Origin of the sequence: Nocardioides sp. SR21 (assembly GCF_022761125.1) — a bacterium.
Lineage (GTDB): Bacteria > Actinomycetota > Actinomycetes > Propionibacteriales > Nocardioidaceae > Nocardioides.
This window is the reverse complement of record NZ_JAKWJR010000005.1, coordinates 224,592-244,460: the sequence shown is the minus strand read 5'-3', so window position 1 is coordinate 244,460 and position 19,869 is coordinate 224,592. Positions and strand designations below refer to the sequence as shown.

Genomic DNA, 19,869 nt, shown 5'->3' with positions numbered 1-19,869 from the left:
AGGTTCCCCTCTCATGAGGTCACGCTCCATCGCCGTCCGCTCCGTCCTGGCCGCCCCGCTCGTCGCCGCCCTCGTCGCCGGGCTCGTCGCCGCCGTCCCGATGGGCGCCGAGGCCCGGGCACCGAAGCCCGCCAAGAAGATCTCCATCGAGGTCCTCTCGAGCCGCGCGGACCTGGTCAGCGGCGGCTCCGCGCTGGTGGCGATCGACCTCCCGAACCGGAAGGCCGCGAAGCAGGTCCACGTCACGGTGGGCGAGCAGGACGTGACCGACCGGTTCGCGTTCCGCGCCGACGGCCGCTTCGAGGGCCTGGTGAGCGGGCTCGCGGAGGGCAAGAACGTGGTGACCGCCGTGCTCGGCGACCGCGGCGCGAAGATCACCCTGGTCAACCACTCGGCCAGCGGCCCGATGTTCTCCGGCCCGCAGCTCCAGCCGTGGGTGTGCCAGGAGGGCGCGGTCGACGAGCAGTGCAACCAGCCGGCGACGTTCACGTACCAGTACCTGCCGACCGCCACCGGCGCCAAGCTGCAGCCGTACGACCCGGCGAACCCGCCGAGTGACGTGAAGACCGTCAAGACCCAGTCCGGGGTCACGGTGCCGTTCATCGTGCGCACCGAGACCGGCTACATGAACCGCGACCAGTACCAGGTCTCCGCGCTCTTCCAGCCGGGCAAGCCGTGGACGGGCGTGAAGCCGCAGAAGCAGTTCAGCAACAAGCTGCTCGTCACCCATGGCGGCGGCTGCGGCGTCGAGCACAAGACCGGCACGGCGCCCGGCACGACCGGCAGCGCGACGACCGACGACGCGCTCGCGAAGGGCTTCGTCGTGATGTCGACGAGCCTCGACAACAGCGTCCACAACTGCAACGTCGCCCTGCAGGCCGAGTCGATCGCGATGGCCAAGGAGCACGTGATCGAGAACTACGGCACGCTGCGCTGGACCATCGGCACCGGCTGCTCGGGCGGCTCGCTCGCGATCCAGTGGATGGCGAACGCCTACCCCGGCCTGTACGACGGCCTGCTGCCCACGTGCTCCTTCCCGGACGCGTACAGCACCGCCACCCAGTTCCTCGACTACCACCTGCTGCTCGGCTACTTCGACGGCGTCGGCATGGAGACCGCCTGGACGCCGGCCCAGAGGAACGCCGTGATGGGCGGGTCCGACGGGGTCCAGAACGCCCGGGTCTCGGAGCAGGCGCAGTTCCACGCCGCCGTACCCACGACCGCGTGCAAGGGCGTCACCGACGCCGAGCGCTACCACCCGCTGACGAACCCGGGCGGGGTCCGCTGCACGATCCAGGACGCGGCGATCAACCTGCTCGGCCCCCAGGAGGAGAAGTTCTGGAACGACGCCGAGAAGGCGCTCGGCCACGGCTACGTCCGCCTGCCCGTGGACAACGTGGGTGTCCAGTACGGCCTCGAGGCGCTGCTCGACGGCACCATCACCCCGGCGCAGTTCGTGGACGTCAACGTCCGGGTCGGCGGTGTCGACGTCGACGCCAACACGGTGGCGGAGCGCATCGACAACGGTGGCTCGGCGTCGCTCGCCAACGCCTACCGCACGGGCCTCATCAACGAGACGAACAACCTCGACACGGTCCCGATCATCGACTGCCGCGGGCCCAACCCGGGGCTGTTCCACGACGCCTACCGTGCCTTCGCCATCCGCGAGCGCCTGGACCGTGAGCACGGCACCCACGCCAACCAGCTGATCTGGGAGGGCCCCGTGACGTTCAAGGCCTACGCGAACTGCGAGCTCGACAGCTTCCGGGCGGTCGACACCTGGCTCGCCAAGGTCGCCGCCGACCACAGCAAGCGGTCGCTGGCTCGCAAGGTCGTCGTCAACAAGCCGGCCACGCTGTCCGACCGCTGCTACGACCCGTTCGGCGTGAAGCTCTCGAACAAGCTGTGCCCCGACGGCGTCGTCAACGTCAACCCGACGCCGCGCATGGTCGCCGGCGACTCCATCGCCACCGACACCAACAAGTGCCAGCTCCAGCCGCTGCAGCGCTCGGCGTACGGCGCCGTGACGTTCACCGACGAGGAGTGGGCGCAGCTGGAGGACCTCTTCGACTCGGGCGTGTGCGACTTCGACGAGCGGGGGGTCCTGCAGCAGGGCACGGTGCCGTGGCTGACCTACCAGGACGCCGCCGGCGAGGTCGTGTACGGCGGCACGCCGCTCGGCAAGGCTCCGGTGTCGAAGTCGTTCAGGCGGTAGCGCCGGCGAGCTCCACGCCGACCGCGTCCAGCCGCGCGAACAGCCAGTGGTGGGCGGGGTCGGAGAGCCGGTCCGGGGCGAACCAGTAGCCCTCGGGCAGCACCACCTGGCCGAACGGCGGCTCGACGACCACGATCGCGCCGCCGTCGCGGACGTGCATCCGGGCCAGTCGCTCGGGCAGCACGCCGATCATCTCGGTGCCCTCGATCACGAACGGCAGCGGCAGGAACCCGAACACCTGCAGGGCGATCCGGCGCTCGATGCCGTGGTCGCCGAAGACCCGGTCGACCGGCGTGAGCACTCCGGGACCGAAGGAGCCGACCGCGTGCGGCAGCTCGGCGACGTCCTCGAGGCTCAGCGCGCCGTCGGTCAGCCGGGGGTTCCCGCGGTCGGCGATCAGCACCATCCGGTCGCGCCACAGCGGCCGCGACAGGCCGGGGAAGCCGAAGCCGAGCGGCGCGATCACCGCGTCGTTGTCCAGCAGCAGCGTGTCCGACGTACGTGACTCCGGGCCGAGGTGACCGATGCTGAACCGCACCCCGGGCGCCTCGGCCTCGACCAGCCGCACCAGCGGCTCGTGGACGACGGCGATCGCGTAGTCGCTCATCGCCAGGCGGAAGGTGCGCTCGCTGGTCGCGGGGTCGAACTCGTCCTCGAGCTGCAGCGCCGTCCCCATCAGGCGGACCGCGTGCTGGACCTCCGGCAGCAGGTCGCGGGCGAACGGCGTGAGCTCGTAGTCGCGGCCGGTCCGGACGAGCAGCTCGTCGTCGAAGCGGCGCCGCAACCGCGCCAGCGCGGCGCTCATCGCGGGCTGGCTCAGCTCGAGCCGCTGACCCGCGCGGGTCACGTTGCCCTCCTCGAGGAGGACCTTCAACGGCAGCAGCAGATTGAGGTCGGTGCCTCCGAGTGCCATCCCTCCTCCTCTCCGGTGACGGTGGTCACTATGGTGCAACAGTGAAGGAGAGGCTGCGTGGCGTCGACGCCAACCTGCTGCTCTCCCTGCACGTCCTGCTCGAGGAGCGGAACCTCACGCACGCCGGCGAGCGGATGACGATGAGCCAGCCGGCGATGAGCGGCGCGCTGACCCGGCTGCGCAAGCAGTTCGACGACGAGCTGCTGGTGCGCTCCGGTCGCGGGTTCGAGCTGACCCCGCTCGCCGAGGAGCTCCGGCCCCTGGTCGCCGAGGCGGTCGAGGCGGCCGAGGCACTGCTCGGCAACCAGCGCGACTTCGACGCCGCGACCAGCACCAAGCGGTTCACGGTGAGCATGTCGGAGTACGCCATGACGGTGCTGGCCGAGCCCCTGACCCGGGTGTTCGCCGAGCAGGCGCCGGGCTGCACGCTGGCGCTGGACCCGCTGGACGTACGCCGCGACCAGGTGGAGACCCAGCTGATGCGGCGCGACCTGGTGGTGGCGCCGCTCGGCTTCGAGTTCCCCGGCCGCACCCAGCCGGTCTTCACCGACCGCCTCGTCTGCCTGGTCGCGCGCGACCACCCGATGCTGCGCGACGGCGCGCTGAGCCTCGACGACCTGCGCCGGATGCCGCACGCGGTCGCGGAGTTCGCGGCCGCCGGCGACCAGCGCCGCCCGCTCGAGGTCGCCGTCGAGGACCAGGGCCTCGCCGGACGCACCGTGCTCGTGCAGGTCACCAGCCTGCTGACGCTGCCGTTCGCGGTCGCGGGCACCGACATGTGCGCGTTCGTCCCCTCGCGACTGGCGCGGCGCTGCCTCGACGTACTCGACCTGGCGGTCGCCGAGACTCCGGTCGCGCCGGTGCGGATCACCGAGGCGGCACACTGGCACCCGCGGCGCGAGAAGGACCCGGCAGTGGTGTGGCTGCGACACCTGCTCCACGACGTGGCTGTCGATCTCGAGGACGAGCTCGGCTGACCAGCCACCCGAGCAGGGACGCGGTGGTCATCACCGCGGCGGGTACGACGGCCGAGTGCTCGCCACCGAGCCCGACCAGCGGCGAGACCAGGGCACCGAGCGTGAACTGGGTGCAGCCGAGCACCGCGCTCCCGGTGCCCGCGACCTCGCGCACCTGCGACATCGCCTGCGCGGCGCAGTTGCCCATCACGCCGCCGTTCATCGAGACCGCGACGAAGATCGGGACCGGCAGCAGCCAGGTGGGTGCGTCGGCGAGGGCGAGCGCGAGGAACGTCGCGGTCGCGACGACCTGCACGCTCACGCAGGCGCGCACCAGCCGGCGCGGCTCCACCCGCTCGACCAGCCGCGCGGAGACCCAGCCGGTCGCGATCAGGCCGACGGCGTTGACGCCGAACGCGATGCCGTAGCCGATCGCGGAGAGGCCGACGACGTTCTGGTACACGAACGGCGAGGCCGAGATGTAGGCCATCATCATCGCGAACGACAGCGCGAGCACCGCGACCGGCGGCCAGTAGCCCCGCGTGCCGGCGACGGTGCGGATCGCGCCGGCGTACGACGTGCCGGTGCCGGTGCGGGCCTCCGGCGGTCGCGTCTCGTGCAGCACGACCACGACGCCGACGAGCATCGCGGCGCAGAGGCCGGCGACCGTCCAGAGCATGCCGCGCCAGCCGACGACCGTGCTGAGCAGCCCACCCACGAACGGCGCGAGCACCGGCGCGACACCGCCGACGGTGAGCATCAGCGTGAACGCCTTCGCCGCGGCCCGGCCGGTCACCAGGTCCGAGATCACCGCGCGGCCGATCACCATGCCGCCCGCGCCCGCGAGTCCCTGCAGGAACCGGGCGCCGACGAGCACGCCGAGGCTCGGCGCCAGCGCGCACACCACGCCCGCGGCCACGCACACCGCGGCGCTGGCGATCAACGGACGGCGACGCCCGTAGCGGTCGGAGAGCGGACCCATGACGAGCTGCCCGAGCGCGAGCCCGACCAGGAACGCCGTGAGCGTGAGCTGGACGGCGCTCGCGCCGGCCCCGAGGTCGTCGCCGAGGTCGGGGAAGCCCGGCAGGTAGAGGTCGGTGGCGACCGGAGCGACCGCCGCGAGGGAGGCCAGCACGATCAGGGTGGGCCAGCGAACAGCCTTCTCTTCCGGGGTCGACACCGACGGAGTCTCGCAACGACCGGCGGCTGCCGGAACGCGGTGATCGCGGATGCCAGTGATCGGCGTACGCGATGCCCCCATCCCTTGTCGCACGCGCCCGCCTGGGGCTGACTTGAGCCCATGACCTGGGATGACGGCAACGCGTACCTCGAGGAGATGACGCCGGGCGTCTACGCCTTCGTGCAGCCCGACGGCGGCTGGATGGTGAACAACTGCGGCGTCGTCACCGACGCGTCCGGGGACGCCGTCATCGTCGACACGACGTCGACGGAGAAGCGCAACCGCGCGTTCCTCACCGAGGTCGCCGGGGTCTCCCGCGGTCCCCGCATCGCGGTCAACACCCACAGCCACCCCGACCACACGTACGGCAACGGCTTCCTGCCCGAGACCACGACGATCATCGGTCACCAGCACTGCCGCGACGGGGTGCTGCGCGCCGGCCTCGCCGCGACCCACGAGCTGCCCGCCGACTACGGCGACCTCGTCGTCCGGCCGCCGGACGTCACCATCACCGACGACATCACGCTGCACCTGCAGGAGCGCCCGGTCGAGCTGACGATCCTCGGGCCGGCCCACACCTCGCACGACATCGGCGTGTGGCTGCCGGAGGAGAAGGTGCTCTTCGCCGGTGACCTCGCGTTCGCCGGGGGCCACCCGATCTTCCTCGACGGCTCGATGCTGGGCTTCAAGCGGGCCACCCAGCGGATGCGCGAGCTCGCCCCCGAGGTGCTGCTGCCCGGGCACGGCCCGGTACGCCGCGGCGAGCAGGTCCTGGAGCTGCTGGACCGCCAGGAGCAGTACGTCGACTGGATCGCCGCCCTCGCAGCGCAGTCGTACGCCGCCGGCCTGACCCCGCTCGAGGCCGCCCAGAAGGCCGCGGCCGACAGTCCCTACCGGGACTGGCCGGAGAGCGAGCGCGTCGTCTGCAACCTGCACCGTGCATACGCGGAGACGACCGACTACGACGCCGGCCACCCGCTCAACATCCCGCACCTGTGGTCCGAGATGGTCGCGCTGAACGGCGGCCGTCCGATCACCACCCACGCATGAAGGGCCACCACATGAGTACCCCACGCCGGGTCGTCACCGGCCACACTCCCGACGGCGTCTCGGTCGTCCTGTCCGACGGTCCCGTCCCGGTCTCGCGCGAGCTGCCCGACGACGGGGTGCTCTTCCACGAGATCTGGAACACCGAGGGCGCGCCGGCCGTGGTCCGCGCGGTCGAGCCCGACGAGCCCACGCAGCGCACCCTCGCCGTACCTCCTCCCCCGAGGGGCACGAAGATCCGGATCAACGAGTTCGCGCCCGGGCACCTCGACGAGCGTGGCCTGCAGTCGCCGGTGCACCGGACCGCGACGATCGACTACGGGATCGTGCTCGCAGGCGAGATCACACTCGTCCTCGACGACTCGGAGGTCACCCTGCGCGCCGGTGACGTCGTCGTGCAGCGCGGCACCGACCACGCCTGGGCCAACCGCGGCACCGAGACCGCGTCGGTCGCCTTCATCCTCGTCGACGGCGAGTTCGACGAGGAGCTGACCGCCACGCTGCCGCTCGACCGCCTGACGCTCGGCGGTCCGCGCGACTGACGTTTCGCGGGTCAGGCGACTGGGCACCGACAGTCCATGTTGTGGACCATTCTGATCATCCTTGCCATCGTCGCCCTCGTTCTCTTCATCCTGGGCCGGGTCCGCGGGGGTCGCGGCGTCTGAGCCGCAGCCAGACCCTCACCCGAGGTGATGCTCGCCAGGCCCGACCTCGACGGTCGGGCCTGACGGCAGCACCACCTCGGCCGAACACCCCGGAGGTACGACGACCACCGTCGGCCCTCCCGCACGCCAGCTCACCCGCGCCGGACCGTGCGGCGTCACGTGCTCGGCCTCGGCCCACGTGATGCCGCCGCCCGGACGCGGCTGCACCCGGAACCGGCGCCAGGTCGGCTCGAGACGCTCCAGCCCGGCGACGTACCGGTGCAGGAACGAGATCACCGCGCCCTTCGAGTAGTGGTTGAGCGACTCGTGCGGCACGCCGTGCTCGTCGATGCCCTCCCAGCGCTCCCAGACGGTCGTCGCGCCGCGGTCGATCATCGCCAGCCACGACGGCGTCGTGTCCTGCAGCAGCAGCTCGTAGGCCAGGTCGAGGTGACCGTGGTCGGCGAGCACCGGCAGCAGGTCGGGCGTGGCGAGGAAGCCGGTGCCCAGGTGCGTCCCGGCCTCGCGGACCAACCGGACGAGGTCGGCGACCGCCCGGTCGATCAGCTCGTCGGGGATCAGCCCGAACCGCAGCGCGCGCACCAGGTTCGCCTGCGTGGTCGGCACCCCGAACTCGGCCCGCCAAGCCGCCACCACGCCCTCCGACAGCGCGGCGTAGCGCGCGGCCGCCTCCTCGTCGCCGAGCACCCCGGCGACCGCCGCCGCGTGCCGCGTCGACCAGGCGAGGTACGCCGTCGCCACGATCGACTTGTCCGCCGCGACGAACGCGGGGAAGTCCCCCGGGTCCTCCCCGGGCTCCAACCACTCGCCCCAGTGGAAGCCGGTGTCCCAGACGTACGGGTTCGGCTCGCGGTCGGGGTGGTGCGCGGTCGCGGCCATCAGCTCGGCCCGGTCGAGCCAGCGCACCATCGCCGGCCACAGCTCGGCCAGCACCGCGGTGTCGCCGTACTCCCCGTAGAGCTCCCACGGCACCAGCACGATCGCGTCGCCCCAGCCGGCCGACCCGTTGAGCTTCGCCAGGAACCCGGCGCGCTCGGCCGGCGGCATCGGCGCCATGTTGCCGAGGTTGCCGTCCTCCCACTGCACGGCGACGAGGTCGCGCAGCCACTTCAGCGAGAACCCCGCGACGTCGTAGAGGTACGTCGCGGTCGGCGCGAAGATCTGCCAGTCGCCGGTCCACCCCGCGCGCTCCCGGGTCGGGCAGTCGGTGGGGATGTCGCACGCGTTCCCGCGGAAGCTCCACACCGCCGCGTCGTGCAGGCGCTGCAGCCGCTCGTCGGAGCACCCGAACGACCCGCGCGGCTCCAGGTCGGTGTGCACCACGACGCCGGTAACGTCGTCGCACGTCAGCCTCCCGGGGCCTTCGACGCGGACGTACTGGAAGCCGTGCGTCGTCAGCCGCGGCTCGAACTCCTCGCCGCCGCCGACCACCCGGTCGACCTGTCCGGCGGTCAGCGGCTCGGGCAGGAACGGCACGTCCGGCGTGAGGTGGTCGGTGGTCACGTCGCCGTCCGGCCCCAGCGCCTCGGCGTGGGTGAGCACGGCGTCGGAGCCGTGCAGCGTCAGGCGCACCCGGCCGTTGATGTTCTGGCCGAGGTCGACCACGTGCACCCCGGGCCGCAGCCCGGTCACCGACGCCGGGCGGAGCTCCTCGACCGGGCGCACCGGCGGCGCCGGGGAGATCGACAGCGCGTCGTACCCCCGGTCGACGACGGCGACCGGCGCCCAGTCGCCCGGCGTACGACCGCGGTCCTCGTGCTGGCCCTCGATCAGGTCGGCCACGACGACCTGCGAGGTCGCCCACTCCCAGCCCACGCCGGTGCCGTGGACCGTGCGCGTCCCGTCCTCGTGATCGACGACGAGCTGCGCGAGGAACGCGGTCACCTCGCCCCACTGGTCGCTGGCGCGGGTCATCCCCACCTGGCCGCGGTACCACCCGTCGGCGAGCAGGGCGCCGAGCTCGTGCCGGCCCTCGGCCAGCAGCGCGGTCACGTCGTACGTCTGCACGTGCGTGTGGACGGCGTACTCGGTGTACCCGGGCGTGAGCTCGTCGTCGCTCACCCGGACCCCGTCGATGGTGGCCTCGTAGATCCCGTGCGCGGTCGCGTACAGCCGCGCCCGCCGGACCGGCCGGTCGACGACGACCTCCCCGCGCAGCAGGTACGCCGGCCGCTGCGGAGCCCGGCCGGGCTCCGCGGTCGGTGCCACCCACTGCGCCGTCCAGTCCGCGGCCTCGAGCAGCCCGGCCTCGACCGCCAGCGGCACCGACCAGTCGCTCTCGCCCAGGTCGGTCCAGACCCGCACCCGCACCTCTCGTCGCTCCCCGGACCGCAGCGCGTCGCCGGGCCACGGGACCAGCACGTTGGCGTCGGACTCGACGCGCTCCCCCGCAATCAGCTCGTCGGCCAGCTCGTAGGCCAGCTGGTAGGCCAGCTGGCGGGTCGCCCCCTCGGGCAGCCGCCAGGACAGCCGGGGCCGGCGCTCGCCGATCCCGAGGGCGTCGTTCCGGTGCTCGGCGTGCAGGTGCGAGGGTGCGGTCACCCGCCCACCCAACCGCGCCGTACCACCCGGCGGAACCGACTGCGGGGCGATGGGTGGGATCACCCGCGCCGATGGGTCGGGAGCGGAACCGGCCCACCGGCTCCTGACCTGAGCAGGTCCCCGGAGCGGCTGTCGCAAATGCAGAGAACCCGCACCTGGCGGTGCGGGTTCCGGTCCTGCGCGCCTGTAGGGATTCGAACCCCAAACCTTCTGATCCGTAGTCAGATGCTCTATCCGTTGAGCTACAGGCGCCCATCGCCCACCACGCGGGTGAGCGACTGGACGAGGATAGCCGACGCCGCGGGACGGGACGAAATCCGGGCCACCCCTCGGCCGCACGCACCGGCCCTCGGCTTGGGTCTCGAAAAGGCCGAAGATAGGTACCTCGAAGAGCGAGAATCCCGCTCAAAACAAGGGATGTGACGCGTCCCACGGTCCATTGATCGATCCAATGTCGCGCCGCGAGAATCCGAGGGTACTGTCGCCCCACTCACGGGGGTCGTGGCGCGCTTGTGGCATCGCTCTCGGGGTACCTCCAGTCGCCGACAACGACGCCGGACGAATCCGCGAAGCGCGCGAGAAGGAACAGCTGATGACCGCCACCCAGGCAGCCACCACGGCCCACCCGACGACCCACCAGGGCATCCTCGACTTCGTCACCGAGGTCGCAGCGATGACCCAGCCGGACCGCATCCACTGGGTGACCGGCTCCGACGAGGAGTGGACCGAGCTCACCGACGCCCTCGTGTCGACCGGCACCTTCACCCGGCTCAACCCGGCGATCAAGCCCAACTCCTTCTACGCGGCGAGCGACCCGATCGACGTCGCCCGCGTCGAGGACCGCACCTACATCTGCTCCGTCGACAAGCGCGACGCCGGCCCGACCAACAACTGGATGGACCCGGACGAGATGAAGACCCTCATGCGGGGTCTGTACGACGGCTGCATGCGCGGCCGCACCATGTACGTCATCCCGTTCGTGATGGGCCACCTTGAGGCCGAGAAGCCGATGTTCGGCATCGAGCTCACGGACTCGGCGTACGTCACCGCGTCGATGCGGGTGATGGCGCGCGTCGGCACCCCGGTGCTCGAGCGGATGACCGAGCTGGACGCCGACTTCGTGCCGGCCCTGCACTCCGTGGGCATGCCGCTGGAGCCGGGCCAGGCCGACGTCGCGTGGCCGTGCAGCGACACGAAGTACATCGTGCAGTTCCCCGACGAGCGCGCCATCTGGTCCTTCGGCTCCGGGTACGGCGGCAACGCGCTGCTCGGCAAGAAGTGCTACGCGCTGCGCATCGCCTCGGTCATGGCCCGCGACGAGGGCTGGCTGGCCGAGCACATGCTGATCCTGAAGCTCACCTCGCCCGAGGGCACGGTGAAGTACATCGCCGCGGCCTTCCCGTCGGCGTGCGGCAAGACCAACCTGGCGATGCTCAAGCCGACCATCCCCGGCTGGAAGGTCGAGTCGATCGGCGACGACATCGCGTGGATGCGGATCGGCGACGACGGTCGCCTGTGGGCGGTGAACCCGGAGTACGGCTTCTTCGGCGTGGCTCCCGGCACCAACGAGCACACGAACCCGCACGCGATGGCCACCATCAACAAGGGCAACTCGGTCTTCACCAACGTCGCGCTCACCGAGGACGGCGACATCTGGTGGGAGGGTCTCGAGAACCCGCCGGCCAAGGCGACCTCGTGGAAGGGCGAGGAGTGGACCCCGGAGTCGGACTTCGACTCCAGCCACCCGAACAGCCGCTACTGCACCCCGATCAAGCAGTGCGACATCCTGGCGCCCGAGTTCGACGACCCGCGCGGCGTCCCGATCGACGCGATCCTGTTCGGCGGCCGCCGCAAGACGACCGTCCCGCTGGTCTTCGAGGCCCGCGACTGGACCCACGGCACGTTCCTCGGCGCGACGCTCTCCTCGGAGACCACCGCGGCCGCGGTCGGCGCGGTCGGCGTGGTGCGCCGCGACCCGATGGCGATGCTGCCGTTCATCGGCTACAACGCCGGCGACTACTTCAGCCACTGGATCTCGGTCGGCAAGGACAACGACGCGGCGAAGCTGCCGAAGATCTTCTACGTCAACTGGTTCCGCCGTGACGACGAGGGCGGCTTCCTGTGGCCGGGCTTCGGCGAGAACAGCCGGGTCCTCAAGTGGGTCGTCGAGCGCATCGACGGCCAGGCGGCCGCGGTCGAGACCCCGATCGGCCACGTGCCGACCCCGGACTCGCTCGACGTGGATGGCCTGGACATGACCCCCGACGCCCTCGCGGCCGCGCTGGCGGTCGACGTCGAGGAGTGGAAGGCCGAGCTCCCGCAGATCCAGGAGTGGTTCGAGAAGTTCGGCGACGACCTGCCGGCCGTCCTCTGGACCGAGCTCGACGGGCTGCGTGCGCGTCTCGGCGGATGACCCGCTGATGGAGACAGTCTCTTAACCAAGTCGGGCCCCGTCGCGTGGACGGGGCCCGACTTGTTTGGGCCCTATGGAAGGATCGGGGCGCACACGTCGGAACGGGGGCTCGGGCGAGAGGGGAAGGGCTGCGTGGACACGTACGGCCCGGAGGACCGCGCGCTCTTCGAGTCCGCGAGCACTGCGCTCTACGAAGAGATCGTCAGCTCCGGCGGCATCGTCGCCGGCGAGCCGCGTCTCGAGCCGGGCGGTGAGCTGCACGACGCTCTGGAGCAGCTGAGGCGCCTCGGGCTGGTTCGTCTCGACCCCACCGCCGACACTTGGGTCGCCGAGGATCCAGCGCTCGTCCACGCTCGGGTGGTCACCCCCCTGAGCCAGCAGGGCGCCGAGCTGCTGCAGGAGTCCGCGCAGTGGGCCCAGGCCGTCTCCGGACTCACGCAGACCTGGCGCCGAGCGCCGAACACCGACGAGCGCGGCCCGTTCCGTTACCTGCACGGGAACGAAGAGATCCAGGCGTTCCTCTACACGATCGTCCCAGAGGCCGAGGAGGAGGTGCTCGCAGCTCACCCCCAGACCGGACGGCCCGCCGCCGAGGAGCTGAGCGAAGCCCTCGTCCCGGTGACCGAGGCCGAGAGGACGCTCCTGGAACGCGGAGTCCGGATCCTCAACCTCTACCAGCACAGCGCCCGGCGCAGCACCGTTATCCGGGCCTACGTCGCCGCGATCAGCCCCCTCGGCGCCGAGACCCGAACACAGGACGAGTTCTTCAACCGGATGATCATCGTCGACCGGCGCACCGCCATCATCCCCTCGCCCTCGGGAAGCGACACCGCACTCGCGATCCGGGAGCCCACGATCGTGGCCTACCTGGTCGACGTGTTCATGCGCTCCTGGGAGCGGGCCCGGCCCTTCACCAGCCAGGACGCCGCCGTGGTGAAGGGCATCGCCGAGGAGCAGCGCGCGATGACGATGCGGATGCTGATCGAGGGCCACTCCGACCCGGTCTCGGCCAAGCGGCTCGGCGTCAGCCCACGCACCTACGCCGGCTACGTGGCGGACCTCAAGGACGACTTCGAGGCGGAGACCCGGTTCCAGCTCGGCTACACGCTCGGCCGGCTCGGCATCTCCGGAGCCGAGGCGCCCGACGCGCCCTAGGGGCAAATGCAACGAGGACAGTGACCGGTTGGTCACTGTCCTCGTTGAGGATCGAGCCGGGCCTGGGGGGTGGCACTGGGGCCGGACAAGGTGGGGGGTGAGTCGGGCCCCCGGCTCAATCGATCACTGGTCTGCGTCAGCGCCCAGCGCGACTCCACACGAAGTCGGCGTGGGCCGGAGCGGCGATACCGACGAGACCGAAGCTCAGCGTCGCGGTGAGAATCCCAACGGCAATCCTGCGAGCAATGTTCATGTTCCCTCATCCACCTTTTCGTCATCGGGTCCCACGGAAGACCCGGTACGACAAGTGTCGTGGGTGGAGTGCCGGTAGCACGAACGGAATGGTCCCTCAGAAATGTGCATTGCACATAACTGCAGGATGCTGCAGTCACGTGAAGGAGGGACGCAAGGAAGATGTCCAGCGAAAAGTTGTACCCCAAATCCTCGCGTGGCGGTACCGACTCTCCGCAAGATCGGCGCATTTCTCGCTCGGGGCTCGAGCGGTCCGGCACCGTCCGCAATGAGTCTCCGTCCAGTGAGATGGTGTCCGGACGGACGAAACCCCGCCCAGGAGTGTCCCCGGGCGGGGTTTCGTGACTGCGGAGGCGGAGGGATTTGAACCCTCGATGGGGTTGTAGCCCCAAACCCGCTTAGCAGGCGGGCGCCATAGACCGGACTAGGCGACGCCTCCCGACAGCCCGCACAGGCTACAAGGAGGGTGGCGCGGGTGACCAATCAGGGTCTCGGGCCGCGGTCAGAGCGGACGGACGCCCTGCCCGTGCCGCAGGTGGGTGAGCAGGTCCCGCACGAAGTCCTCCCGGTCGGCGGCCAGCACCTGCACCGGGATCGTCGTCGTCCGCTCGTCGCGCAGCCGCAGCACCACGACCGGGGCGCCGACGCCGTCGGTGCTGGTCACCGCCTCGCGGACCTCCTTCCAGCCCGCCGCGGGAACCCCGACGCCGCGGACCAGGCGGACCCGGTAGCCGTCGGGACCGAGCCGGACCACGGCGATCCGCTTCGTGACGACGTACGCGCCCACGAGGACGGCGAGCACGCCCAGCCCGGCGGCGGCCAGCATCAGCCAGCTCGGCAGCTCGAGGAGCCCGACCACGACGGTGGTGGCGAAGACCAGGACCGCGACCAGCACCAGGAGGCCACCGACGAACCGGACGCCCACGGCCGGCGCGAGTCGATAGTCGGACACGGGGAGGTCGTCGAGCGGGGCGGTCACGAACTGATTGAACAAGACACCGCAATTGCCCGGCTCACCGGGGTTGTGAGGAGACCGCTCCGGGGTGACACTCGAAGTCCCCTACCGCGCCGGGCCCCCGGGAGGCACCATGACCGTCACGATGACCGGAATGGCGGCCGCGACCGAGGCGCTGCACGAGGCGCTCGACGCCCCTGGCCGGACCGGAGCAGCTCTCGGCAGCTGGCGCTGGACGGTGCGGCAACGGATGGCCGCGGTCCGCGACGAGCTGGTCGCCGAGGCCGAGGACCCGCACGACGGCTGGCTGGTCGCCCGCAGCGGCACCGTGCTCCGGGAGCGCACCGCGCTCCTCGGCCGGCTCAGCGTGCTGGGTCCCCAGGTGCTGGAGTGCACCGACGCCGAGGCGGTCCGTGGCGAGCTGCACCGCCTGCTCGTCGACCTCGCACACCACGCCCAGCGGGTCAACGACCTCGTGTACGACGACGTCGAGCTCGAGCTGGGCGGCTCGGAGTAGCTGGTCTCGAGACGCCGGTCGCGACCTCCTGCGTCGGTCGCGCGGCTCCTCGACCTCGCCGCTGGTCCCGAGCCTTCGCAAGCTCAGGCTCGGGGCGGCAGATGGCAGAGGGGGCGGGATTCGAACCCGCGGTAGGTCTCCCTACGACCGCTTTCAAGGCGGTTCCGATCGGCCACTCCGGCACCCCTCCGTGTCCGGCACAGGCCGGACGCGACGAGTGTAGGTGTCGGCGCGGGGTTCCGAGACGCCGGTCGCGGCTCGTCAGCCTCGCTGCGGGCTGCCTCGCTGCGGGCTCCGCGCCTTCGCAGGCTCAGTCCCGGGCAGCAGAGACCTCGACCAGCACGTCGCCCTCCTGGACGACGTCGCCGGGCCCGACCTTCACGGCCCGGACGGTGCCGGGCACCTCGACGAGGACCGGGATCTCCATCTTCATCGACTCCAGCAGCACCACGGTGTCGCCGGCCTCGACCTGGTCGCCCGGTGCGACCGCCACGCTCATCACGTTGGCGACCATCTCCGCGACGATCTCGGTCACTTGTTCTCGGGCCACGCAGCGAACCTAGCCGTTACCGGCCCGTACCCGACAACTGTGATCTCGTTACGCCCGACGCGAGCTCGGCCCGGGGCAGCTCAGAGCAGCGGCCGGGTGCGCGGTGGCTCGGGGCGCAACGCGCTCGCCTCCTCCGCGCGGCGGCTCCGGCTGCCCGGCTGCCCGGTGAGCGCGACGTCGAGGCGGATCACGATGAACCCGAGGACCAGGCCGACGAGGACGCCGTACAGCACCGACAGGGCGGCCTCCTCGAGGGTCACCGCCGGGTTGATCAGCGAGTTCGCGGTCCGGACGGTCGCGGTCACCCCGAAGGCGCAGACCCACCAGCCCTGCCGGCGGCGGGCGCGCATGTGGACGCCCCAGGCGAGCGCGGGGACCCCGAGGACGGCCACGAGCGGGCGTGGGAACGCGCCGAGGTTGTCCCGGGTCCAGGCGGCGGCGTCGAGCAGGTTGCCGACCAGGCCGGGCGTTCCGTACCGGCGCAGCAGCTCGGCGTACGCGAGCGTCAGCGCGAGCACCCCGGTGCCGATCAGCACGATCACGATGCCGCGGCGGCCGAGTCCGTGCAGGCCGGCGCCGAGGCGGTAGACGATCGCGAAGACGCTGACCATCGCCAGCCCGAGCGTGACGTACTCGAAGCGGGTCACGGTCACGACCGGCTCGAAGCCGATCGTCGCCAGCGCGCCGATCGCGGCGATCACCACCGCGATCGCCACCTCCCGCACGGTCTGCAGGAACCGCACGGCCGGGACCGTCGCCATCACCGCGAGCACCGCCGAGACGACGCAGGTGAGGACGGCTGCGCCGGTGCGCAGCCGGTCGTCGTCGGTGATGACCACGGCCAGGCCCATCGCCAGGGCCAGGACGGCCACCACGATCGGCCGGCCGCCGGTGCGCGCGGCGAGCGCCCAGGAGTACGCCGTGGCGATCGCCACCGAGCCCGCGCCGCACAACCAGGCGGGCCCGAGCTCGGCGAGGCAGGTCACCAGGGCGCCGAGCCCGGCGAGCACGACCAGGACGCCGAGGACGACAGGTGCCCGCGAGCCCGCGAACCGCTCGGCGCGGTTGCGCGCGTCGCTCGCCGTACGCGTCCGACGCGTCGGCGGACGTTCGGCACGACGACGCGGAGCGGACCTGGACACGGGAGGTGAGGTTACATTCGGCGATTCGCGAGCGAGGGATTGGTCCTGCGGGCTGTGGTCAGGGTCTCGCGATCGAGGGTCGCGGTGATCACCGCGGCATCCTCCCCCGCCTCCGCGAGCACGTCGCCGAGCGGGTCCACGACCAGTGAGTGGCCGGTGTAGCGCGGGCCGGGCTGGCCGGCCGCGAGCACGAACACGGTGTTCTCCACGGCCCGGGCGCGGACCAGCGTCCGCCAGTGGTCGGCCTTCCGCGGGCCGGCCACCCAGGCCGCCGGGATCACCAGCACCTCGGCGCCCCGGTCGACCAGCGCGCGGGCCAGCTCCGGGAACCGCAGGTCGTAGCAGGTCATCAGCCCGACGGTGAACCCGCCGACCTCGACGAGGACCGGATCGGTCGGACCCGCCGTGAGCCGGTCGGACTCGCGGTAGCCGAAGGAGTCGTACAGGTGGATCTTCCGGTACGACGCCTCCGCGCCGCCCCGGACGACCAGGGTGTTGAAGGGCCGCGCCGGGTCCGCGCCCGGCTCGAACATGCCCGCGACCAGGGTCGCCCCGCGGTCGGTCGCGACCCGGCCGACCTCGGTCGCGAACGCGCCGTCCACCGGCTCGGCGTACGGGCTCACGTCGGAGCCGGCCTCGCCGAAGTCCCGCGCGAACGCCTCGGGGAACACCACGAGGTCGGCGTCGGGCGGGGTGAGCTCGTCGAGCAGCCGGCGGTTGGCCTCGGGCTCGAGCCCGGAGGCGTGCTGGACGAGGGCGACGTGCAGGCTGGCCACGGTGCGAGACTGCCACACATGACGTTCTCGGCCATCGTCCTCGCGGGTGGTCGTGCGGTGCGCCTCGACGGCGCCGACAAGGCCTCGGTGGAGTACCTCGGCCGGACCCTGCTCGAGCACGCCCTCGACGCCCTGATCGACGCGCACGAGGTCGTGGTCGTCGGCGACCCGGTCCCGACCACCCAGCCGGTCACGTTCACCCGGGAGAACCCGCGCTACGGCGGGCCGGTCGCCGCGCTGCTCACCGGGCTGGACGCGCTGGTGCACCCGCCGCGCACGGTCGGCCTGCTGGCGGTCGACATGCCCCGGGTGTCCTCGTGGACATTCCGCCGGCTGCAGGAGGCGGCGGCCGGCCACGACGGCGCGTTCCTGACCGATGCCGACGGCCGCCGGCAGCTGGCGGGGGTCGTCGACGCGGCGCGGCTCGTCGCCGTCCGGCCCGACCACGAGGGCCAGCACGGCATGCCGCTGCACCGGCTGCTGGGCGCGCTCGACCTCGTCGACATCGGGCCGGACGGCGACGAGGGCCGCGACGTCGACACGTGGGCGGACCTGCGCGACCTGACGCAGGACTGACCCGGGGGTTGCGGTCTGGCGCGGGGAAGGGAAATCTGGCTCCTGTGAACCTCCACGACTGGATCGACGAGGTCAGCGACGTCCTGGATCTCGACACCGAGCTGGACGAAGGGTTGATCCTCGACCTGGCCCGGACCGCCGCACACAACGTCGCCCGCCCGGCGGCGCCCATCACGACGTACCTGCTCGGCTTCGCCGCCGGTGCGGCGGACGCCGACCCGGACGCGATCGAGGCGCTCGCCGCGAAGGTGCAGCGCCTCGCCGACGGCTGGGACCGCCCGGCGAACGCACCGGACCCGGTGGACCAGGAGGTCAGCGTCCCGGTGCCCGACGACAGCGGCGTCGACCACACCGGCGAGGTCTTCGAGAGGGACTGAGGGGTCCGCTCCTAGGCTGGGCACATGCGTGCCGTGATCGCCGACGGGGCCGGCGGCCCCGAGGTCCTGTCCGTCGCCGAGCTGCCCGACCCCGAGGCGGGTCCCGGCGAGGTGGTCCTCCAGGTGGCCGCGGCCGGACTCAACCGCGCCGACCTCCTGCAGCGCCAGGGCTTCTACCCGCCGCCGCCCGGCGCCTCCGACATCATCGGGATGGAGTGCAGCGGCACGGTCGCGGCGGTCGGCGAGGGCGTGACCGAATGGTCGGTCGGCGACGAGGCGTGCGCACTGCTCTCCGCGGGCGGGTACGCCGAGCGGGTCGCCGTGCCGGCCGGACAGCTGATGCCGGTCCCGGCCGGCGTCGACCTGGTCACCGCCGCCGCGCTGCCCGAGGTCGCGGCCACCGTGTGGTCGAACGTGTTCATGGTCGCCGGGCTGAAGCCGCACGAGACGCTGCTCGTGCACGGCGGCGCCGGCGGCATCGGGACGTTCGCGATCCAGCTCGCCCACCAGCTCGGCGCGAAGGTCCTCACCACGGCCGGGACACCCGAGAAGCGCGCGGCCTGCGCCGCGCTCGGCGCCGACGTGACCATCGACTACCGCGAGCAGGACTTCGTGGAGGTCGTGAAGGAGTCGACCGACGGCCACGGCGCCGACGTCATCCTCGACAACATGGGCGCGAAGTACCTCGACCGGAACATCGACGCGCTCGCGACCGAGGGCCGGCTGGTGATCATCGGGATGCAGGGCGGCACCAAGGCCGAGCTCGACATCAACAAGCTGCTGCGCAAGCGGGGCGCGGTCATCGCGACCACGCTGCGGTCGCGGCCGACCGCCGAGAAGTCCGCGATCTGCGCGTCGGTCGTCGAGCACGTGTGGCCGCTGGTCGCCGAGGGACTGGTCCAGCCGGTCGTGCACGGCACCATGCCGCTCGCGGAGGTGGCCGCGGCGCACGCGCTGATGGAGAGCGGTGCGCACAGCGGCAAGATTCTGCTGACCCTCTAAGTTGCACGCAGTCATCTAGGTTGGGCGCATGAGCGAGCAACCCCAGGACAGCGCCCCCGAGCAGGAGCAGCGCGTCGTCATCGTCGGTCCCGACGGTCAGCCGATGGCCGAGATGTCGGCCTCCGAGTTCGCCGCCGCGGCCGAGAACGGCGACGCCGAGGACGACGGGCGCTCGGTCACCGACATGGTCGAGCAGCCGGCGAAGGTGATGCGGATCGGCTCGATGATCCGGCAGCTGCTGGAGGAGGTCCGCTCCGCGCCGCTCGACGAGGCGAGCCGCAACCGGCTCAAGGAGATCCACCGGGCCTCGATCAAGGAGCTCGAGGCCGGCCTGGCCCCGGAGCTGGTCGAGGAGCTGGAGCGGCTGTCGCTGCCGTTCACCGAGGAGGCGACGCCGTCCGACGCCGAGCTGCGGATCGCCCAGGCGCAGCTGGTCGGCTGGCTGGAGGGCCTGTTCCACGGCATCCAGACCGCGATCTACGCCCAGCAGATGGCCGCGCGGGCCCAGTTCGAGCAGATCCGCCGCGGCCTGCCGCCCGGCGCCGGTGCCGCCGGTCCGCAGGCTCCCGGCGGTCCGCCGCAGACGCCCGGTGAGTCCGGCGGGATGTACCTCTGAGGCACGTCTCGCGGCCCGCGC

Annotated in this window: 18 protein-coding genes and 3 tRNA genes; 11 read left to right on the top strand and 10 right to left on the bottom strand. The window is 71.9% G+C overall.

Features of this window, described 5'->3' with window-relative positions; translation table 11 throughout:
* The first annotated feature begins 13 nt into the window (after positions 1–13).
* Positions 14–2,215, top strand: coding sequence for a DUF6351 family protein (locus MJ604_RS11465; RefSeq protein WP_243058461.1), 2,202 nt, complete (start codon positions 14–16; stop codon positions 2,213–2,215).
* Here MJ604_RS11465 and MJ604_RS11460 read toward each other — a convergent pair.
* On the bottom strand, positions 2,205–3,128 hold the full coding sequence (locus MJ604_RS11460; protein ID WP_243058460.1) for a LysR family transcriptional regulator: 924 nt from the start codon (positions 3,126–3,128) through the stop codon (positions 2,205–2,207). The two genes, MJ604_RS11465 and MJ604_RS11460, sit on opposite strands and share 11 nt — an antisense overlap.
* Positions 3,129–3,169: 41 nt before the next feature.
* Between MJ604_RS11460 and MJ604_RS11455 the strand changes: the two genes are divergently transcribed.
* Complete coding sequence (locus MJ604_RS11455; RefSeq protein ID WP_243058459.1) at positions 3,170–4,105, top strand: LysR family transcriptional regulator; 936 nt, start codon at positions 3,170–3,172, stop codon at positions 4,103–4,105.
* Here MJ604_RS11455 and MJ604_RS11450 read toward each other — a convergent pair.
* Positions 3,996–5,264, bottom strand: coding sequence for a multidrug effflux MFS transporter (locus MJ604_RS11450; protein ID WP_243058458.1), 1,269 nt, complete (start codon positions 5,262–5,264; stop codon positions 3,996–3,998). The genes MJ604_RS11455 and MJ604_RS11450 overlap by 110 nt on opposite strands.
* Positions 5,265–5,384: 120 nt before the next feature.
* Here MJ604_RS11450 and MJ604_RS11445 point away from each other — a divergent pair, with 120 nt between their 5' ends.
* The gene (locus MJ604_RS11445; RefSeq protein WP_243058457.1) at positions 5,385–6,314 is read left to right on the top strand and encodes an MBL fold metallo-hydrolase; all 930 of its coding nucleotides are present in this window, start codon (positions 5,385–5,387) and stop codon (positions 6,312–6,314) included.
* An 11-nt stretch (positions 6,315–6,325) separates the two neighbouring features.
* Positions 6,326–6,853 (top strand): cupin domain-containing protein, encoded by a 528-nt coding sequence (locus MJ604_RS11440; RefSeq protein WP_243058456.1) that lies wholly within the window; start codon positions 6,326–6,328, stop codon positions 6,851–6,853.
* Between the two features lie 138 nt (positions 6,854–6,991).
* Here the strand turns inward: MJ604_RS11440 and MJ604_RS11435 are convergent, their stop codons facing one another.
* Together MJ604_RS11435 and MJ604_RS11430 are read right to left on the bottom strand one after the other, a co-directional pair.
* The gene (locus MJ604_RS11435; protein WP_243058455.1) at positions 6,992–9,517 is read right to left on the bottom strand and encodes a family 78 glycoside hydrolase catalytic domain; all 2,526 of its coding nucleotides are present in this window, start codon (positions 9,515–9,517) and stop codon (positions 6,992–6,994) included.
* Positions 9,518–9,696: 179 nt separating this feature from the next.
* Positions 9,697–9,769: transfer RNA gene (locus MJ604_RS11430), tRNA-Arg, on the bottom strand.
* A 340-nt stretch (positions 9,770–10,109) separates the two neighbouring features.
* On the opposite strand from MJ604_RS11430, the gene MJ604_RS11425 reads away from it, so the two are divergent.
* Positions 10,110–11,930 (top strand): phosphoenolpyruvate carboxykinase (GTP), encoded by a 1,821-nt coding sequence (locus MJ604_RS11425; protein WP_243058454.1) that lies wholly within the window; start codon positions 10,110–10,112, stop codon positions 11,928–11,930.
* 132 nt (positions 11,931–12,062) lie between these two features.
* Entirely contained in the window at positions 12,063–13,085 is a 1,023-nt protein-coding gene (locus MJ604_RS11420; protein ID WP_243058453.1) for a TrmB family transcriptional regulator, read from the top strand.
* A gap of 600 nt (positions 13,086–13,685) precedes the next feature.
* Here MJ604_RS11420 and MJ604_RS11415 read toward each other — a convergent pair.
* A tRNA-Ser gene (locus MJ604_RS11415) sits at positions 13,686–13,776 on the bottom strand.
* Positions 13,777–13,839: 63 nt separating this feature from the next.
* A complete protein-coding gene (locus MJ604_RS11410) occupies positions 13,840–14,316 on the bottom strand; it encodes a hypothetical protein (RefSeq protein WP_243058452.1) in 477 nt (158 codons plus the stop codon).
* Between the two features lie 64 nt (positions 14,317–14,380).
* Between MJ604_RS11410 and MJ604_RS11405 the strand changes: the two genes are divergently transcribed.
* Entirely contained in the window at positions 14,381–14,809 is a 429-nt protein-coding gene (locus MJ604_RS11405; protein ID WP_243058451.1) for a hypothetical protein, read from the top strand.
* A gap of 102 nt (positions 14,810–14,911) precedes the next feature.
* Here the strand turns inward: MJ604_RS11405 and MJ604_RS11400 are convergent.
* The 4 genes from MJ604_RS11400 to MJ604_RS11385 all read right to left on the bottom strand — a co-directional run bounded on the left by MJ604_RS11400 (position 14,912) and on the right by MJ604_RS11385 (position 17,277).
* Positions 14,912–14,999 (bottom strand) — tRNA-Ser (locus MJ604_RS11400).
* A gap of 120 nt (positions 15,000–15,119) precedes the next feature.
* Positions 15,120–15,359: a biotin/lipoyl-binding carrier protein gene (locus MJ604_RS11395; RefSeq protein WP_243058450.1), complete on the bottom strand. Its 240-nt coding sequence runs from the start codon at positions 15,357–15,359 to the stop codon at positions 15,120–15,122.
* Between the two features lie 80 nt (positions 15,360–15,439).
* On the bottom strand, positions 15,440–16,501 hold the full coding sequence (locus MJ604_RS11390) for a hypothetical protein (protein ID WP_243058449.1): 1,062 nt from the start codon (positions 16,499–16,501) through the stop codon (positions 15,440–15,442).
* An 11-nt stretch (positions 16,502–16,512) separates the two neighbouring features.
* Positions 16,513–17,277, bottom strand: coding sequence for a carbon-nitrogen hydrolase family protein (locus tag MJ604_RS11385; protein WP_243058448.1), 765 nt, complete (start codon positions 17,275–17,277; stop codon positions 16,513–16,515).
* An 18-nt stretch (positions 17,278–17,295) separates the two neighbouring features.
* Between MJ604_RS11385 and MJ604_RS11380 the strand changes: the two genes are divergently transcribed.
* Genes MJ604_RS11380 through MJ604_RS11365 form a run of 4 tightly spaced genes read left to right on the top strand, consistent with a single transcriptional unit; the run spans position 17,296 to position 19,848 of the window.
* Positions 17,296–17,853 carry a molybdenum cofactor guanylyltransferase gene (locus MJ604_RS11380; RefSeq protein ID WP_243058447.1) on the top strand — a complete coding sequence of 186 codons (558 nt, stop codon included), beginning with the start codon at positions 17,296–17,298 and terminating at the stop codon, positions 17,851–17,853.
* A gap of 44 nt (positions 17,854–17,897) precedes the next feature.
* Complete coding sequence (locus MJ604_RS11375) at positions 17,898–18,230, top strand: DUF6457 domain-containing protein (protein WP_243058446.1); 333 nt, start codon at positions 17,898–17,900, stop codon at positions 18,228–18,230.
* A gap of 24 nt (positions 18,231–18,254) precedes the next feature.
* Positions 18,255–19,232 carry an NAD(P)H-quinone oxidoreductase gene (locus MJ604_RS11370; protein ID WP_243058445.1) on the top strand — a complete coding sequence of 326 codons (978 nt, stop codon included), beginning with the start codon at positions 18,255–18,257 and terminating at the stop codon, positions 19,230–19,232.
* A gap of 28 nt (positions 19,233–19,260) precedes the next feature.
* Positions 19,261–19,848 (top strand): bacterial proteasome activator family protein, encoded by a 588-nt coding sequence (locus tag MJ604_RS11365; RefSeq protein ID WP_279235776.1) that lies wholly within the window; start codon positions 19,261–19,263, stop codon positions 19,846–19,848.
* Positions 19,849–19,869 lie beyond the last annotated feature (21 nt).

Coding starts and splice junctions, on each gene's coding strand:
- MJ604_RS11380 (WP_243058447.1), top strand. CDS start 17,296: ATGACGTTCTCGGCCATCGTCCTCGCGGGTGGTCGTGCGGTGCGCCTC.
- MJ604_RS11465 (WP_243058461.1), top strand. CDS start 14: ATGAGGTCACGCTCCATCGCCGTCCGCTCCGTCCTGGCCGCCCCGCTC.
- MJ604_RS11460 (WP_243058460.1), bottom strand. CDS start 3,128: ATGGCACTCGGAGGCACCGACCTCAATCTGCTGCTGCCGTTGAAGGTC.
- MJ604_RS11425 (WP_243058454.1), top strand. CDS start 10,110: ATGACCGCCACCCAGGCAGCCACCACGGCCCACCCGACGACCCACCAG.
- MJ604_RS11365 (WP_279235776.1), top strand. CDS start 19,261: ATGAGCGAGCAACCCCAGGACAGCGCCCCCGAGCAGGAGCAGCGCGTC.
- MJ604_RS11440 (WP_243058456.1), top strand. CDS start 6,326: ATGAGTACCCCACGCCGGGTCGTCACCGGCCACACTCCCGACGGCGTC.
- MJ604_RS11445 (WP_243058457.1), top strand. CDS start 5,385: ATGACCTGGGATGACGGCAACGCGTACCTCGAGGAGATGACGCCGGGC.
- MJ604_RS11370 (WP_243058445.1), top strand. CDS start 18,255: ATGCGTGCCGTGATCGCCGACGGGGCCGGCGGCCCCGAGGTCCTGTCC.